We start from the raw sequence: 15,729 nt of genomic DNA, 5'->3' as shown, positions 1-15,729 counted from the left end.
TGGCAGTAAGGGAGCGGTCCCTGGACCGGCCGCGACAGACAACGTGAAGTTTTTGCGCGGCGACGGCACATGGGCAACGCCGGATGCGACGGCTGCGGGGTCTAGCAACCAGATACAGTACAACAGCAGTGGGACGCTCGCTGGTGGTGCTAACTTTGTTTACGTCGGAGGGAATGTAGGGATAGGGACTACGGCGCCGCTTAGTGCTTTGCATGTGAGCGGCAATGCAGCAACTTTAACACTCGAAGGCGGTGACCACACGTATATTCAGTGGTATCCCGACGGTTCTAGCGCAGGACGCAAGGCTTGGACTGGATTTGGCAATGGCACTGACGACAACTTTACGATTGCCAATCAAACAAGCGGGGCGCATATCAACCTGAAACCAACTGATGGCAACGTCGGCAATGTAAGGAAAGCATCGCCAGCCAACTCGCGGAGCGAGCGCTGGTCTCACTCTGCAGAGTGCCAAGTTTGATGCTTTTGAAAAATAATCACGGATTGCTTTGAATCTGGCCAAAGTGTGCAGGAGGGTTGCGCTTCAACCGGCGTGACCTAACAGCCACTAGGCTCTCTAAGTAGCATTATAGTGTCAGCGTTGAAACCAGGGCCTCGAAGGCCAATGACAGCTATAAACGGAAGGAGCGCAACCCAATGTCAATTTATATCGGAATGGATGCCCACAGCAAGACTAGTGTTTTTGTCGCCGTCAACAGTCGAGGCAAGGAGCTTGCCTCAATCCGAACAAATACCGGTGAGAGTGGGATCTTATCATTCCTCAGGAGCCTTAGTGGCCGGAAGAGTCTAGCAGTGGAGGAGTCACACATCACGAACTGGGTTTTTAGGACAGTCAAGAATGAAGTCGATCAATTTGTCGCCTTTGATGCTTCTCAAATACAAAAAAGAAAAGGTCCAAAAGATGATTTCATCGACGCCCGCAACATAGCTCATCAGTTACGCGGCAACTTTCTAACAAGCGTCTTTCACGAAGACAGCGAGCTCTCCGACCTTCGCACTATAGTCAGCGCGTATAGAGATGTCGTGCGTGATGGCACTAGGCTTAAGAATCGCTACAAGGCCGTATTTCGGTCTAATGCGATCGATACGACAGGCTCTACTATCTACACCGACAAGGACCGCATTGATGAGCTGACAAAAGACACTGATCGCTTTGTCACGACAACGATGTATGACCAGCTGTCCCACTACGACGAACTTAAATCACGATATGACGACGCACTAAAGAGTGCCGCTTCGAGACTGCCAGTGATTAAGCTTCTTTCGACTATCCCAGGAATCTCCACTGTACGGGCATCAATTATTGCCAGCGTTGTGTGTTCGCCTCAAAGATTTCGCAGTAAACATGAGTTTTGGTCCTATTCAATGCTAGTGAAACACTCCCAAGTCAGTGACGGCGTGAAGTACGGAAGTATCAAAGTAGCTGCCAGATCGGACTTCAAGGAAGTTTTTGTAGGTGCAGCGGAGACCGCAATTCAAGGCAAATCAGAACTACGAAAATACTACGACACACAAATCGAACAAGGCAAAGATCATTGGGACGTTAAAAGAAACGTAGCGCGTAAAATCGCAGCCATTTCACTGGCGGTGATGCGTAAAGAAATACCATGCAAATTCTCAACCGATGGGAGGACTACTAAACGTAGACACCGAATCAGCTAGGCAATGGAGCGGGGCACTAACTAAGGTGCCTCGCTCTTTGCGGCAAATTTAGTCGCGTTCACTGCCCAGATGGAGAGACAGGCCCTACCAATCCCATGACCTTCGAGGTCCTAAATGTCGGCTGGCCCTCTCCGCCTAAATCTAACATTGCAATGACCTTCGAGGTCCTAGCAGACGGGTGATGGCGTTTCGGTAAATGACCATCCGCAAGCAATACGTGGCACAAAGAACGACTGAACAAGCAGAGAAAAAGCCCTACAGTGATGCTCGTGATAACTCGTGGCGTTGGCTGCTAGCAAAAAATGGAGCGGCAAGTATGAGTATTGTTTTTTCACTTGCTTTCCTACAGCAGGGATTGGGACGACAAGCCCGGCTACTCCCCTCGATGTAAACGGAGAAGTGCGCTTAGGTAAAACTGGCCTCTCCTGTGCTGCTGGCACGTCTGGAGCCGTCCGTTATAATTCCAATGTAATGGAATATTGCAACGGAACAAATTGGGTCGATACAACGCCCTCCGGAACGCTATGCGGAATGCGAGCGGTCCAGTGCTATTCAGGATCTAGTGTTTACATTGACAATGCATCCACGACCTCCGGTGCGGCCTGCAAAGGCAATACATTGACAGTTGCATCCTGTAGTTCCAACGTTCCGACCGGTACCAACGGTTGTCCGTCAGGATACACCGGCATGTATTTCCAGGGTGGTCAAAACGGCGCCAGCTATAATTATCTGCTGACATGCATCAAAAACTAATCAAAGGGATACCGCTACGGCGAACCCTGTCCAGACTATTGCGGTGTGCGCATCGTGCCGGGTCTTGCCGAATCCCATTGCACCACGTTTCTGCCGGCTGAAGCCCGTTACGCGCGTCGTCGGGCCCTAGGGGTTTTTCCGCTATTCGCCCAACTGCGCATGGCATCGGGGCATAGTTCCAACCCATTCGGCCAGGCCAATGCTCCTGATTCGAGGAAGCACTTATCAAACATTCCACCGCGCAAGATCTCAGTAGCTAAGCCCTTCGGCTTATCAAATATGTGTCCCATGCGGACATCTATAATGGCGCCGTCATCGTACTCGACCTTGACCGAAAAAGACTCTGCATTTGTGTCTAAAATTCTTATGATTTCACGCCCAAGTTTGACCATTTTTCCTTACTCCAGTGGCTTAATGCGTTTGGGGGCACCAAATTGCTCTGCTACTTCCCAGGCCTTCAACACTTGCGGACGACGCAATTTAAGCCATGCTTTCACCATCTGCAGTGAGCGTGGTGGCAATCTGCCGGCCAAGACGCGCCCCGTGGCAATCTCGATCTGTGCCTTGAATTCACCATAGGTAACGTGAATATGCGGGGGATTATGATCACCTTGAAAAATCTTAATCGTGATGCCATAGAAAGCTGATATTATTGGCAATTATCACCCCCGGACTTCGAACGATCCAAACCTTATCCTCAGCTCTCATACCATATATGATTATGGCCCGTCACTGCGCTGGTCCGCAAGGAAGCATTGGAAAACCTCTTGATCTCATGTGGACGCGCCGCCCTTCTTCCACTTTAGCCTTCCTACTTGGGTTAACCACTGGCGTACCAAGAAATGTTGAGTTCGTGAGGATTAACCCGAACAGGGGCAACGGTGGGATTGGGACCACGGCGCCCATTACTAAATTCGATCTTTATGGCTCACCTGCTCCTGACTTTGGGCTGCGAGATCCGAATGGCGGTCTTCGTTTGACGACACAGGGAGGCTAGAATTACATCCAAAGCGCAGGCTCTGGATTCGCTGGTGCTGCGCCACTTTTGTTTACCGACCAAGCCGCTGCACATACGTGGATGTCCATCGCATCTAACGGCAACGTCGGCATTGCGACGACGGCGCCAAGCTCGCAGCTGCACGTCGCGAAGGCCAGCGGAATTTCTCAACTGAAGGTCGGTGACGATGTCGCATCGACATCGAATAGTCTGAACGGTCTCAATTTCATGTCCTACAATGATGGCAAAAACTACATCGACTCCAAAACTTCAGGTGGGTATCTGTTCTTCCGCAGCGGAAACGGCTCAGAAAATGGCTGGGCGCGAACCTGGATGACAGTTAACGCCGCCAACGGCAACGTCGGCATCGGTACGACGGGACCAGGATCGAAACTGCAAGTTAACGGCGGTGCACCGGTTGGTTATGCGGCGGCGACGACTGCACCAGTTAACGGCTTGGCAGTGTCGGGCAACGTCGGAATCGGCACCACCGCTGCCTCCGCTGCCTCATTACCATTTCGGATGTGCATCCGGGGCAACGGTGTGATTCGAGGCGGCGATTTGGGCAGTGGTGGCGCCCTCTAAATAAATCCCCAGAATATCAACATAATCTGCTGTCATTAGATTTTACGCTAAACGTTTGCCCGCTAAATGCCGATAGACCGGCTTCGCCTACGAAGATTGTATCCATAGAGGAGTCTATCAATGGGTTTTCACAGTCACTTTTTGGCCATCCTGACACTAACGATGACTATAGGTCTTGGCACCGGTTGCAGTGGATCAGAATTCTCTGGCAACCCCAAAACCCCATCGGCCGGTCCGCAGGGTGCCAGGGCGACGCCTCCTCCACAAACGGCTAACGCGACGCCCTCTGCAAATACGCCGGATCCATTGCGCACTACTGCAGTCCCTAGCGATTGCACAGCCAGCGACAAAACTTCGTGTGAGGCCCAGCCGGGATTGAAGACCGGCATTGCCAAGTGCTTACAAATATGGGCATCAAACGGCAGCAAGCCACCGTTCACTGAAAGTTCACCGCATCGAACGATCGCTGCCAGCGTCACTGTTTTTGGCGCGGGCAACGCCATCAATGATGAAACGGCCACCAACGCTCCCGAACTCGTGGTCATCATTGCCGGAGTTAATGTGCTTAGCACCCCTCGATACCGTTTGCTCAATCCCAACGGATGGTACTGCATGATCGCTGATGTAAATGTACTGTCCAATCTTACAGTTGATCTGCATAAAACAGCCCGTCTCGCTGATTCACGCGTGAACGTGGGAGTGCTCAGTAGCTCCAATGGCCAAACTGCGAACGTCGATGTCAATGTGCTCGCTTCGGTCACTAAAAATCGTGTGGAGCGCTAACCGTGAACCCATTCGGGTCGTTCGATCATTGGCGGTGTTGGTGGCGGTGTTCCCAATGACGACGACCTGATTGGCACAGTTAGACTCTAAACTTATTCCTCAACTTAAATTTCGCCCACTTAGGCCACCATAACTAAATAAATCCCCAATTTATGCCGAACTATCCCTAGGCAGAGGACGCGCCTGACGCGTGAATCTTCGTCTAGGGAGTAAGTTTGATATGGCCCTACCCGGCCGTCGACCGCATAGCACATTTCATGCAAGTGACGACAATGTCTCTTTGAGTGAGCAGTATCACTTACTGATCGGCCGTGCTTTGGTCGAATTCCGTGAGATGGACATTCTAGCGATGCGGGCAGCGCGCCGCGAGAATCAGCAGAGCACCAATTTTTCGCTGGAAGTAACTCAGATAACATTAGATGCGATTCATCTGAGTTTTGATGAGGCTGTAGTCCTGACGCTGATTGGTGAATTTGCTCAGGCCCACGCGATATTTACAACGGTTGGCGCAAAGGTGGAGTACGCGGCTCAGCGCCTACCCGCATCCGTGCTGATCTTCGCTGGTCTCGCGATCGCTCATATTCTACCTAACAGTGGCATCTGGCAAAGGGTGAAGCTGAGGCGCTACTTCCGTCTGCTGCGTCGCCAACTCCACTCACTAAGTGCGGCTGGTCGAGAGCGCGTGAGACACAAAATTGCCTTTCTCGACGCGCTGGATCTTGCCATGCATCAGCGTCATCTAGGACTAATCGTCACCAAGCTTGAGGATGCACTATATTTGGCACGCGTTCAGGGCGACACTAAGGACGAGGCTTGCATTGCTGAATACCTGGGACGTTATCTCCTGGCGCAGCACTGTCCAACTATGGCAGCATCAGCCCTCACCGCAGCTCGTGATGCCTACCAAAAGTGGGGACTCACAGCTAAAGTGGTGGAGCTGGACGCACTCCGCCAGGTGGCACCGCTATTTTTCACACAGGACCGTCGCTAATGTGTTACTCGGCTATGGTGAAACGCGACCTTGACGCACTCCGTAAAAACTACGGCGCTGTCTCCATCCGCCAGGATATTGAGGACTACGACCGTCGCTCTCAGACTGAGCCCAAATTATTTCCACCGCTGCACAGTCGCATTTATCCAGGTAATTTTGCACCGGTGATTATTGCAGGTAATGGCGACCGTCGTGTCGAGATCCAACGCTACGGTGCCTATCCGCATCCCAGTATTCCTCACCCAGAGCGCTATACAAGTTTCAATGCGAGGCGGGATAATCTTACGAGCCACTTTTGGTCCAATGCTTATCTGCACCATCATGGATTTGTCGTGCTCAGCGGCTTTTTTGAATGGGTAGAAGTTCGCGATTTGCTGCGCGCCGGTTGCGTGACTATAGGCGAGATAGAAGCAGAATTTGCCAGACAAACGAACGAGCGTAAGGCCAAAATACTCCTTGCCGGTAAGCCCTACAAAAAGACGCCGACAGAACTAAAACCGGCCCTGCAGCGCAAGATCATCATCCAATTTAAGCCTGAGGACGAGAGTGATTTACTGGTACCGGTGATTTACTCAAGCTCGGGGGCCAAGGACGCATTCGCTAACGGCTTTGCAATTATCACTGACGAGCCACCAGCTGAGATCAAAGCTGCAGGGCATGATCGCTGCCCCATCATCTTAACAGCCGACGCCCTGGATGCATGGCTGCACCCAGAGGGACGTACGGCTAGAGATATGGACGAGCTCCTGACGCGGCGGCAGCGTCTGACGTTTAAACACCAGCTACCAAAAGCCGCGTAATACGAAACTACAGCTAAAATTGAGGCATCAACCCTGGTCCATGACTCTTGGCTGCCGCCACCTCGACCTGTCTCACGTTGTCATCAAGGAGAATGCGATTGGCGGCCTCTCGCCCTGTGCTCACGGCACGCTCCATTAGTGCGTTGGGATAAGGCAGAGCAACCCAGTCACCAGCAAGTCCCATATTGCCTATACCAGCGTCACGTGCTGAAAGGGGTGTCGGCCTACCTACCCCTTCCCCAACACCAAAGGAGGAGAAGTTTTCAAATCCACCGAGTGTGAAGTCCAATGGTTTTGCTTCGGTGAGCTCAGGCAAGGACTTCAGGGCTTCTGGCTTGATCTGCTCCCAGATTGCATCGGCACCTAAACCGGAGAAGTTAGGCGTATTGTAGAGATGGAATTCGAAAATAGAACCATTAGCGCTCTTGGCCCAGCTCATGCTTTCCTCTTCCAACATCCCGTAATTCGCTATGAGCGTGATGGGACGGAACTGAGGCGTTTCGATTACAGCATGACTAAATGGCCTCTCCCTCGCAGGCTTATCAAACCAACCGCGCAAGATATGATATTTGGGTGCTACCGACATCTTAGACACTTTTTGCTTAAGATTTGCCAAGGCCTTGGCACTGAGGTCGTCGTTGGTTTTTGAGCCCGCGAGCACTTTTTTGGTACCTGGTACGTCAGCAGCGAGAACCACATAATCGTAAGTTTCGCTACCGCCTACCTCCCCCACAGCCCTACCCTCTTTAAACACCAACCCGGCCACGGGCGCACCCACCTGCATCACCGCACCGCGCACCTTCAGGGCGCGTACCCACGGATCGATCACAGCGGTACCATGATCAACCTTGGGAATCTGACGCATGAAGGCTTTCGGATTACCGATGAAGAAATAATGCATGTAAAGCAGCATTTCAGCCGCACTGATCTTATCTGGGTCATTTAGCGTCACGGATGCCGCGGGCTCCATGATAATGTCCCAGAACTTTTTGTTTACCCCCGTGCGCTTACCCCAAGCCGCAAAGGTCTCATTGTCGAATTGCTGCCAGTTGCGATCATGGTTGTAGAAGATGATATCCTTCACGGCGCCAATAGTTTGGATGGCGTTAAGGATATTGAGGTTAGGTGACTGCTTCAGAATATTAAGCAGATTGATCGGATAGGGACCACGAGACGTTACCAGCTCGGGTTTGTAGTTATTAAACTCGTAGTAGACCTCGTTAAAGGGGACGAAGTTAGACTCAAGCGTGCCGAGACGCCTGAGGATATCAAAAAAGTTGTAATACTGATGAAACCACATATGGAGGCCGTGTTCGACCCGAAAGCTCCCGGTCCGCAGGCGCTCAGTACGCGTATGCAGTCGCCCACCAAACTGCGGTCCCGACTCCTTAACCGTCACTTTATAACCACGTTCAGCGAGCTCCAGCGCTGCCGAGAGACCTGCAATACCGCCACCGACGACCAGAACCCGCCGCTCCACACCACTGGGTAACGTGATTGGGGCATCCGGGTTTGTAGCAACATATTTTATCGGAGCAAAATATTCGTCCGGGAGCGTCGGACCTTTGTAGTCTGAGAGACCATCTGTCTGAGACGCCTCACTCTTGCCACCACTGGTACGACAACCAGCGGCCACAGTCCCAGCACCGACTACTCCACCCACGTAGCGCATAAAGCGGCGACGGTCCATCGTCTCACCTCCTGAGTTTAGACTCGTAGAATAAAATTAGACTTGTCGCGGATCAGTTGCTGCAACTGCCGGCTGCACAGCGGCCGATTCGTAGAATGTTTGCAGGGCAGGAACAGCCGTCTTCATGTCGATCGTTTCACGAAAACTTGCCCAATCGAGAAGGCTGTATAAACTCATCGCCGGATAGTCCCAGCGACTAAATTCGCCCTTCACAATGGCCGAGGCTAGATAGGTCGTCACGAGTTTTTGCCGCTCGGCCATCCGCTGATAGTAACTATTTTGCCCATCTACTGGGTGACCGCCGCGCTTAAGCAGGAATCCTTGGATAAGTTGATCCTGCCAAGCATCGATGGTGCTGACCAGGTTCTCCTCGGCCAGACTTAGAGACGGCCTGCCGTGGGTCTTCTGCAAATAATTAAAAATGACCCGTGATTCAAAAAGTGGCCGGTCATCGATCATGAGGACGGGGATTCGTTTGATCGGATTGATGCGGCTGAGGCGCGCGTCCTCCGCTGGGTCGACGATATTGACCGCATCGAAACTGTAGGGAATGTCGCGAAGGTATAGCCTGATGCGACGCACGTAGGGCGAGGTTTTCGAGCCAATCAGCGTGTAGGCCATAGCGTTGCCCCGTCAATCAGCGAAATCATTAAAATCATTAATACAATCAGAGGATTATCTAAACATAAAGGCTAACACTGAATGCTCCGCCTGTAAATAGTGGTGGCTGCTTTTTTGCTAGAAATGCCGGGGTTTTCCGTGTACCAAGGGGGTCATTTGTGTCTGTATAACCAAGGGGTTTAGACCTGCAATGATCATCAATGACCGCCCGCTCATCACGCCACCCGCCTCCGGCCACAAGCGCGTTTTGCTGCATTCATGCTGCGCTCCTTGTTCGGGCGAGGTCATGGAGGCGATTCATCACGCTGGCATCGACCTCACGGTGTACTTCTACAACCCCAATATCCACCCGCAAAAGGAATACTTGCTCCGCAAAGAGGAAAACATCCGATTTGCCGCGAAGATGGGCATTGCTTTTGTCGATGCTGACTACGATACCCCGCGGTGGTTTGAGCGCACGCGCGGTATGGAGAACGATCCAGAGAAGGGCCGGCGGTGTTCAACCTGTTTTGACATGCGCTTTGAGCAGACCGCTGATTACGCCCACGAACACGGATTTAAAGTGTTCACGAGCTGCCTAGGTATCTCAAGGTGGAAGGACATGGACCAGATCAACGGCTGTGGCGTCCGCGCTGCCGCCCGCTATCCAGACATGGAGTATTGGACTTTCAATTGGCGCAAGCAAGGCGGTTCACACCGGATGTACGAAATCGCCAAACAAGAAGGATTTTATAAACAGGAGTATTGTGGCTGCGTCTACTCGTTGCGTGACACCAATACTAGACGACAAAACTACGGCAAATCGCGCATCCATATCGGTGTCGAACACTACGGCCCCAATGCCGCCGATGGCATTGATGATGCTTCCGAGATCAATGAGCCGAAATGACCGCTGCTAGTTGGAGCTGAGTCATCCGGGCCGTGTCACCGACGACCCACAAGAGATCATCAGGCAATAGCCGTAGATCAGATTTGGGAGATTGGATTCTAGCTCCCTCGCGTTCGATGCCGACGATGATACAGTCGAATGCTTCACGGATCCCAGTTTCCTTGATGCTACAGTTGGCAAAGGCAGACTCCTGGCTGACACGCATGGGACGCAGAACATAGTTACTCACTTTTGCCGCCTCGGCATGTTCATTCTCCTGCAGCTTGAGCTCTTGCAACAGAAGATCTATTGCAGCATCGGATGCAAAACACAGGAGCACATCATGTGGGAACACCCGCTCCGTGGCCTTGGGCGCAACGATCTCCTCCGGCCCCCGCTTAATCACAACCACATTTAGGCCAAATCTCTCACGTAACTGCAAGTCCATCAGCGTCCTACCAATGAGGAAGGTCCCGTGACCCACGGCAATCTCGCATAAATGACTATCCCAAGGCACGAGATGATCATGCGTCGGCACTGGTTTTAGCGGCACGCCGTGATTAGACTTAAGACCAAAACTGGCAACAAAAGATCGCTCCAGCCATTGATAATAGCGCTCAATATATCGTCGCAGAACCAAAAGAAGAGCTAGCGCCACTCCGATGGTCACAGCGGTGGCAATACGCGCGGGAAAAAATGCACTGCTCAGCATCCCCAAAAGAACGATGGTCAAGATGCCGCTTATGAGCATCGCTCCACCGCGCCTACGTGAGCGTCGATGCGCCAGTGTGGTCGGCCTGTAAGTCGTCAACATCCCCCAAAGGAAGGGCGCACTGGCGACAAAAGGAATCAGCCAGGTAACCAGCGGCACCAGGGCCTTATTGGCGATCGTTCCGCTGATGACAGGCGTTAATAAATCAGAGGCCAACGTGAAGAGAGTGATCACCAGTACAGCATTCGCGAGCCAGCGGAATAAGAGAGGGCGCATCGAGGCCGTATCAGCTGATGCCGCTCCCTCGCGCTGACTCCAGGCCTCGTAAGTGGAAATCGCGGAGCCGATGCGCTCAGGCAAAATACGCTCAACGAATTTGGCGAAGGGCTCCGAAGCCTTGATAAAATACGGCGTCGTAAACGTTGTAAGTAGCGAGACACCGACAATGATCGAATAAATCTTGGCATCGATGATGTTTGATAGAACCCCAAGATTGGCGATGATGAACGAAAACTCGCCGATCTGCGCCAGGCTGAAACCAATACTGATAGCCGTCCTTAGTCCCTGACCAGCCGCCATAGCAACCAGTGGGACAATGAGGGTGTTGCCGACGACTACGACCGCCGTGAGCATCAGTACGACCTGGAGATTAGCCGCAATTGCTGCTGGATCAAGGAGCATCCCGACGGAGACGAAAAAGACGGCTCCAAAGAGATCTTTGAACGGCGCTACCAGCGTCTCGATCCGCTCTACCTCGCGCGATTCGGCTAGGATGGAGCCCATGATAAATGCGCCGAGCGCCACTGAATAATTGAACTGGGCTGAAAGTACGGCTAGAGCTAAACAAAGACCTAGCGACGACACTATCAGGAGCTCGTTAGTGCCGCGCCGCGCCACCACGCGCATCGCCCGCGGCACGACAAACCACCCAACGAGTAGCCACGTTCCGACCACTAGACCTAACTTAAGTCCCGCCAGTAGCAAGGCGATGCCATTGATTGCGGCCGAAGTTGCGAGGTTTGTCAGCGCCATCAGCATCAGGACGACGGCTAAATCTTCAACCACGAGTATGCCGACCACGACCTCAGCGAAGCGCCTTGTCTTTAATTCAGCTTCATCAAAAATCTTGAGAATAATGGTCGTCGAGGAAATAGAGAGAGCACAACCAACAAATACGGCAGCAAGTGGCTGCCATCCCAGCCATCTAGCGACATTGTATCCACCCAAAAGGAGTGTGGCAATTTGCGCCACGGCCGTGATGGCCGCGGCCCCTCCTACTTTACCTAAGCGGCGAAAACTAAACTCAAGGCCGATCGCGAACATGAAAAAGATAACACCCAGCTCGGCCCAGGTTTTGACGCCATCGAGGTCGATCACCGAGAGCCACGACGGACCCGAAGGCCCGAGAATCATACCGGCAACGATATAGCCAAGAACCACAGGCTGCCTGATGTATCTAAAAAGCAAGGTAACTACGGCAGCCACGCCAAGAATGAAGGCTAAGTCAGTAATGAGCGGCGGTAAATGCATGGTGTTTCACCCTAGCAGGGACGATTCCCAAGATTTTCGAATACCAGATTCTAGATGGAATGTTACTAGGCCCGATTTTTAAAGTCATGCCAGAGTGCACGGAGGTCACGTGGTAGTTCTGCCGCCATGTGGATTTCTTGACCAGTGAACGGATGAGTCAGGCTAACGCGTGCCGCGTGGAGGGCATGCCGCGAGAATCCGGCCATGCGCCTCACCGTTTCGCTATCACCTTGGTGACGATAGGCGGCATATACGGTTGGATCAGGGTGATAAACCTTATCGCCCACAATTGGGTGCCCCATCGCTGCTAAGTGAGCCCGAATCTGATTGGTCCTACCGGTGCGCGGCCTCACCTCCACGAGGGTGGCTCCTTGGGCACGTTCGAGCACCAGCACATCACTACGCGCCGCCAGACCGGACAGACCGATCACGTACCGAGGCCTATGTGCCTTCGGGTCAGGTGCGAGCGGTGCATCGATCACTCGCTCGTCCCACGGGACTGCGCCGTAAACAATGGCTACGTAGCGTTTGTCGACCTGTTGCTCCTCAAAAAGTGCGCTAAGCGCACTGCGTAAATCCGCAGAACCGGCACAGATCACGACACCGCTGGTTTCCCGGTCAAGTCGGTGCACCGGATGCCAATTGGGATCGCGCACACTAGCCAAGGCGGCGGCAAAAGTGCGCCGCCGGAATTCACCGCTCTCATGCATTGGCAGGTTGCCCGGCTTAAGCACCGCCAACACCCCGTCTATTTCGGCCATGATTTGAATGCGGTCGTCCACCTCAGGCTCGGCACTCAAGGGGTGGTACACAGCGATTTGCTCCCCACCTTGTAGGCGGTGTGAACCCCTCACTGGACGCCCGTCGACCAAGAGCTCACGCCGATGGCAAAATCCCTTCCACTCACTGCGGCTACGAAATGGGTAGAAATGCGCTAAATACTGGTCGACGCGCAATCCACGGGCAGCTGCCGTGGTCGGTGGACCAACGTGACGGTATTCCTCATGACTCGTACGCTCGCTCATAACTCAGCCGACTTGACCGCCACCTAAGGCGCGGAGGCTCACCAAGGCGAGCGACGCGAAGATCCCATCGGCGGCGGCAAAATCGCTACCTGCGGTGATGCGATTAGGGACGATGAAGCAGCGGGCTCCTGCGGACTTGGCAGCTCTAAGACCGTTGGCAGAATCCTCAAATACCACACATGAGCTTGGGTCCACCCCAAGGCCAGCTGCTGCACTGATAAAGAGATCTGGATGCGGCTTACCGCGCGCCACATCACCGCGGGTGCGCGTCAACTTAAGCAGTGAACGCAGCCCCAGACGGTCTAGGTGCCCGTGCACCCAATCTGCTGCTGAGCTGGATGCCACGGCTATTGGCAGGCCCATGGCCTCCGCTTCCGCCATACGTTCCACAACTCCAGGAAGTGGCGGGAGACTGTTGCAGACGGCAGCCTTGCGTGCTTCCTTCTCGGCCATCAGCTTCGTCTTGTCTAAGGGGCGCCCGATCAGTTTGGCCAGGTGAGCCACAGCATCAAACGGCATGTCGGCAGCACCGACACAGCCGACCCAATCCTTTAGGAGGAGCTCGGCCCCATGCTCACGGTAGATCGCCGACCATGCCTCAAAGGCTGCCGTCTCCGTGTCAACGATCAGTCCGTCGAAATCAAATATTACTGCACGCATCTTGGGTTCCCCCTAATTTCTCTGGCATGAGGCCTCGGTGTCGTCTAGATTGGGCGCCATACACGGCAAGAAGACCTCTAGAGGAGACTGCATCATATGGCTGACGGCGCCGATAGCAAGGTTATTTGGATGGATGGCGAGCTGGTTCCATTTGATGCCGCCAAGGTCCATGTGCTGTCGCACAGCCTGCATTACGGGTCTGCAGCGTTCGAGGGTATTCGCGCCTACGAGACCACCTCTGGTCGTACCGCTATCTTCCGCGCCGAGGAGCATATGGAGCGCTTTCGTCGCTCCACTAAGATCTTTGGCTCGGAGCTAGCTTATAGCAACGGCGCCCTGACGGAAGCGGCGGCCGATGTGATCCGCGCCAATGGGTTTAAATCTTGTTATATCAGACCCTTGTCCTATATCGGTCACGAGACCCGGGGTCTGAAACTGCCTAAAACGCCGCACGTGCACGTAGCGATTGCCACCTGGCAGTGGGGCAAGTATCTGGGTGAGCAGGGTCTGCAGAAGGGTATCAAGACCTGTATCGCCAGCTTTCGCCGGCCAGAGGTTTCGAGTTCACTGCCATGGGCTAAACTCTCGGGCAACTACTTAAATTCGATTATGGCGCGCCGCGAGGCGGCTTTAGCCGGATATGACGAGGCAATTTTGCTCGATCAGCAGGGCTATGTGGCTGAGGGCTCGGGCGAAAACATCTTCATTGTGGAAAACGGTTCTCTGCTAACACCGCTCCCTGGCGCCATTCTGCCAGGCATCACGCGGGATGCGATCATCACCCTGGCGCGCAGCCTGGGTCTGAGTGTCAGCGAACAACCATTGACACGTAACCGCCTCTACGAGGCCGACGAGGTCTTTTTTACTGGCACGGCTGCCGAGGTGACTCCGGTCACCAGTATAGACGGCCGCCCCATCGGATCCGGCCTGCCGGGACCGGTAACTTTGCGCCTGGCGTCCAGCTACGAGGCAGCAGTGAAGGGTGAGCTAAGTGACTTTAGTCACTGGCTCAGTTTTGTTTAATTGTCAATTTACCAAAGCTTGCGGCACGTTGGGTCCTAAAGTCCTTAGCGTCCTGGTCCGAAACGCCAGTTAGACGAGTCTGGTAAGACTCGCTACTGCGCCAAGGCGCACCTGGAGGTAAGACCCTGATGAAAATCAGGCTAGCAATGGTAACGATGCTTTTCATCTGGCTACAGTCGGCGATCGCGACTGCTGCCGGTGGTCGCATCTTGCCATTCTCGGGGCGCCTCCTAGATGACCAGGGCAAGGCCGTCACTGGTCCCGTTGATCTTCAGCTAAACTTTTTTAAAACCGAGGCCGACGCCACCCCACTGCCTTTACCGCCGTACAATTTTTACAAGATGGATCTGACAGACGGTGTCTTCCACTTGAAAATCATGGCATCGGAAAACGACATGGTGACGCTCAGCAATCCCAACAACCTAGTATACCTGCAGGTGCGCGATGCGACTCACGACCGCGTCTACCGGAGGCAGAAGTTCGATTTGGCGACGGCAGAAACGCCGCCAGCTGAGACTGCGCCAGCACCCACTCCTGCCCAAGTAACGAGCAGCGTCACAGCACCAGCGGCAGCGTCTGGCACGACTGCAGGAGTCAGCTCAGGTACTGGGATCGACCAGGAGATGTTACGGGCATCCACTGGCGCCTGCCTTGCCAGTCCCGGCCCCGGAGCTAAATTTGTCACAGTTCACGCGGAGGCTAGCGGGAGTCAAACGTGCGGCGCCGTATGCAGCCGTGCTGCGGTCGGTGCAGCTTGCATCCGAGGCTGGACAGTGTTTGCCGATAGTCAGCAGCTCGAATTTGGCAGCGAATGCTCCGCCACACCCGTGCTCGCGAGCACACCCGTTGTAGGCCGACTCTGCTGCTGCCTCAATTTACGCGGGCCCGCCCCTTTGCAACTTCAGGGAAACCAGGGAAATCCCGCCAATCGCTGAGCCTTTCGCTTTGACACCGGCGGTGATGGTCTCTAGAGTCTTAGGAATGTTTTCGACTCTTATAGGGTGACTGCGC

General features: G+C 53.7%; 15 protein-coding genes. 8 read left to right on the top strand and 7 right to left on the bottom strand.

The genetic code is table 11. The features are described from left to right. The first annotated feature begins 654 nt into the window (after positions 1-654). Complete coding sequence (locus FJ146_08410; GenBank protein ID MBM4251979.1) at positions 655-1,680, top strand: IS110 family transposase; 1,026 nt, start codon at positions 655-657, stop codon at positions 1,678-1,680. 860 nt (positions 1,681-2,540) lie between these two features. On the opposite strand, the gene FJ146_08405 is transcribed toward FJ146_08410, so the two are convergent. Further along, on the bottom strand, positions 2,541-2,825 hold the full coding sequence (locus tag FJ146_08405) for a DUF2442 domain-containing protein (GenBank protein ID MBM4251978.1): 285 nt from the start codon (positions 2,823-2,825) through the stop codon (positions 2,541-2,543). 6 nt (positions 2,826-2,831) lie between these two features. After that, entirely contained in the window at positions 2,832-3,092 is a 261-nt protein-coding gene (locus tag FJ146_08400; protein MBM4251977.1) for a DUF4160 domain-containing protein, read from the bottom strand. A gap of 386 nt (positions 3,093-3,478) precedes the next feature. Between FJ146_08400 and FJ146_08395 the strand changes: the two genes are divergently transcribed. From FJ146_08395 to FJ146_08380, 4 genes are all read left to right on the top strand, one after another. Next, positions 3,479-4,015 carry a hypothetical protein gene (locus tag FJ146_08395; protein MBM4251976.1) on the top strand — a complete coding sequence of 179 codons (537 nt, stop codon included), beginning with the start codon at positions 3,479-3,481 and terminating at the stop codon, positions 4,013-4,015. Positions 4,016-4,135: 120 nt separating this feature from the next. Then, positions 4,136-4,798 carry a hypothetical protein gene (locus FJ146_08390; GenBank protein MBM4251975.1) on the top strand — a complete coding sequence of 221 codons (663 nt, stop codon included), beginning with the start codon at positions 4,136-4,138 and terminating at the stop codon, positions 4,796-4,798. 190 nt (positions 4,799-4,988) lie between these two features. Then, entirely contained in the window at positions 4,989-5,789 is an 801-nt protein-coding gene (locus FJ146_08385) for a hypothetical protein (GenBank protein ID MBM4251974.1), read from the top strand. After that, on the top strand, positions 5,789-6,589 hold the full coding sequence (locus FJ146_08380) for an SOS response-associated peptidase (protein ID MBM4251973.1): 801 nt from the start codon (positions 5,789-5,791) through the stop codon (positions 6,587-6,589). The genes FJ146_08385 and FJ146_08380 overlap by 1 nt, the downstream gene beginning before the upstream one ends. A gap of 13 nt (positions 6,590-6,602) precedes the next feature. Here FJ146_08380 and FJ146_08375 read toward each other — a convergent pair whose 3' ends face one another. Then, positions 6,603-8,279 carry an FAD-dependent oxidoreductase gene (locus FJ146_08375; GenBank protein ID MBM4251972.1) on the bottom strand — a complete coding sequence of 559 codons (1,677 nt, stop codon included), beginning with the start codon at positions 8,277-8,279 and terminating at the stop codon, positions 6,603-6,605. 36 nt (positions 8,280-8,315) lie between these two features. After that, a complete protein-coding gene (locus FJ146_08370) occupies positions 8,316-8,900 on the bottom strand; it encodes a glutathione S-transferase family protein (GenBank protein MBM4251971.1) in 585 nt (194 codons plus the stop codon). 190 nt (positions 8,901-9,090) lie between these two features. On the opposite strand from FJ146_08370, the gene FJ146_08365 reads away from it, so the two are divergent. Further along, positions 9,091-9,789 carry an epoxyqueuosine reductase QueH gene (locus FJ146_08365; protein ID MBM4251970.1) on the top strand — a complete coding sequence of 233 codons (699 nt, stop codon included), beginning with the start codon at positions 9,091-9,093 and terminating at the stop codon, positions 9,787-9,789. On the opposite strand, the gene FJ146_08360 is transcribed toward FJ146_08365, so the two are convergent. From FJ146_08360 to FJ146_08350, 3 genes are all read right to left on the bottom strand, one after another. Further along, entirely contained in the window at positions 9,773-12,010 is a 2,238-nt protein-coding gene (locus FJ146_08360; GenBank protein MBM4251969.1) for a hypothetical protein, read from the bottom strand. The genes FJ146_08365 and FJ146_08360 overlap by 17 nt on opposite strands. A 65-nt stretch (positions 12,011-12,075) precedes the next feature. After that, positions 12,076-13,035 carry an RluA family pseudouridine synthase gene (locus tag FJ146_08355; GenBank protein MBM4251968.1) on the bottom strand — a complete coding sequence of 320 codons (960 nt, stop codon included), beginning with the start codon at positions 13,033-13,035 and terminating at the stop codon, positions 12,076-12,078. Between the two features lie 3 nt (positions 13,036-13,038). Continuing rightward, on the bottom strand, positions 13,039-13,695 hold the full coding sequence (locus tag FJ146_08350; GenBank protein MBM4251967.1) for an HAD-IA family hydrolase: 657 nt from the start codon (positions 13,693-13,695) through the stop codon (positions 13,039-13,041). 96 nt (positions 13,696-13,791) lie between these two features. On the opposite strand from FJ146_08350, the gene FJ146_08345 reads away from it, so the two are divergent. Both FJ146_08345 and FJ146_08340 read left to right on the top strand, forming a co-directional pair. Continuing rightward, entirely contained in the window at positions 13,792-14,718 is a 927-nt protein-coding gene (locus FJ146_08345) for a branched-chain amino acid transaminase (GenBank protein ID MBM4251966.1), read from the top strand. 128 nt (positions 14,719-14,846) lie between these two features. Next, on the top strand, positions 14,847-15,653 hold the full coding sequence (locus tag FJ146_08340; protein MBM4251965.1) for a hypothetical protein: 807 nt from the start codon (positions 14,847-14,849) through the stop codon (positions 15,651-15,653). The last annotated feature ends 76 nt before the right edge of the window (positions 15,654-15,729 follow it).

This window comes from Deltaproteobacteria bacterium (assembly GCA_016874735.1).
Taxonomy (GTDB): domain Bacteria; phylum Bdellovibrionota_B; class Oligoflexia; order Oligoflexales; family CAIYRB01; genus CAIYRB01.
This window is presented reverse-complemented; position numbering and strand designations above follow the sequence as displayed.

What these genes read in the sequence shown, in the direction of transcription:
- FJ146_08410 (MBM4251979.1), top strand. Translation starts at nt 655, where the DNA reads ATGTCAATTTATATCGGAATGGATGCCCACAGCAAGACTAGTGTTTTT.
- FJ146_08405 (MBM4251978.1), bottom strand. Translation starts at nt 2,825, where the DNA reads ATGGTCAAACTTGGGCGTGAAATCATAAGAATTTTAGACACAAATGCA.
- FJ146_08390 (MBM4251975.1), top strand. Translation starts at nt 4,136, where the DNA reads ATGGGTTTTCACAGTCACTTTTTGGCCATCCTGACACTAACGATGACT.
- FJ146_08380 (MBM4251973.1), top strand. Translation starts at nt 5,789, where the DNA reads ATGTGTTACTCGGCTATGGTGAAACGCGACCTTGACGCACTCCGTAAA.
- FJ146_08375 (MBM4251972.1), bottom strand. Translation starts at nt 8,279, where the DNA reads ATGGACCGTCGCCGCTTTATGCGCTACGTGGGTGGAGTAGTCGGTGCT.
- FJ146_08370 (MBM4251971.1), bottom strand. Translation starts at nt 8,900, where the DNA reads ATGGCCTACACGCTGATTGGCTCGAAAACCTCGCCCTACGTGCGTCGC.
- FJ146_08365 (MBM4251970.1), top strand. Translation starts at nt 9,091, where the DNA reads ATGATCATCAATGACCGCCCGCTCATCACGCCACCCGCCTCCGGCCAC.
- FJ146_08360 (MBM4251969.1), bottom strand. Translation starts at nt 12,010, where the DNA reads ATGCATTTACCGCCGCTCATTACTGACTTAGCCTTCATTCTTGGCGTG.
- FJ146_08355 (MBM4251968.1), bottom strand. Translation starts at nt 13,035, where the DNA reads ATGAGCGAGCGTACGAGTCATGAGGAATACCGTCACGTTGGTCCACCG.
- FJ146_08350 (MBM4251967.1), bottom strand. Translation starts at nt 13,695, where the DNA reads ATGCGTGCAGTAATATTTGATTTCGACGGACTGATCGTTGACACGGAG.
- FJ146_08345 (MBM4251966.1), top strand. Translation starts at nt 13,792, where the DNA reads ATGGCTGACGGCGCCGATAGCAAGGTTATTTGGATGGATGGCGAGCTG.
- FJ146_08340 (MBM4251965.1), top strand. Translation starts at nt 14,847, where the DNA reads ATGAAAATCAGGCTAGCAATGGTAACGATGCTTTTCATCTGGCTACAG.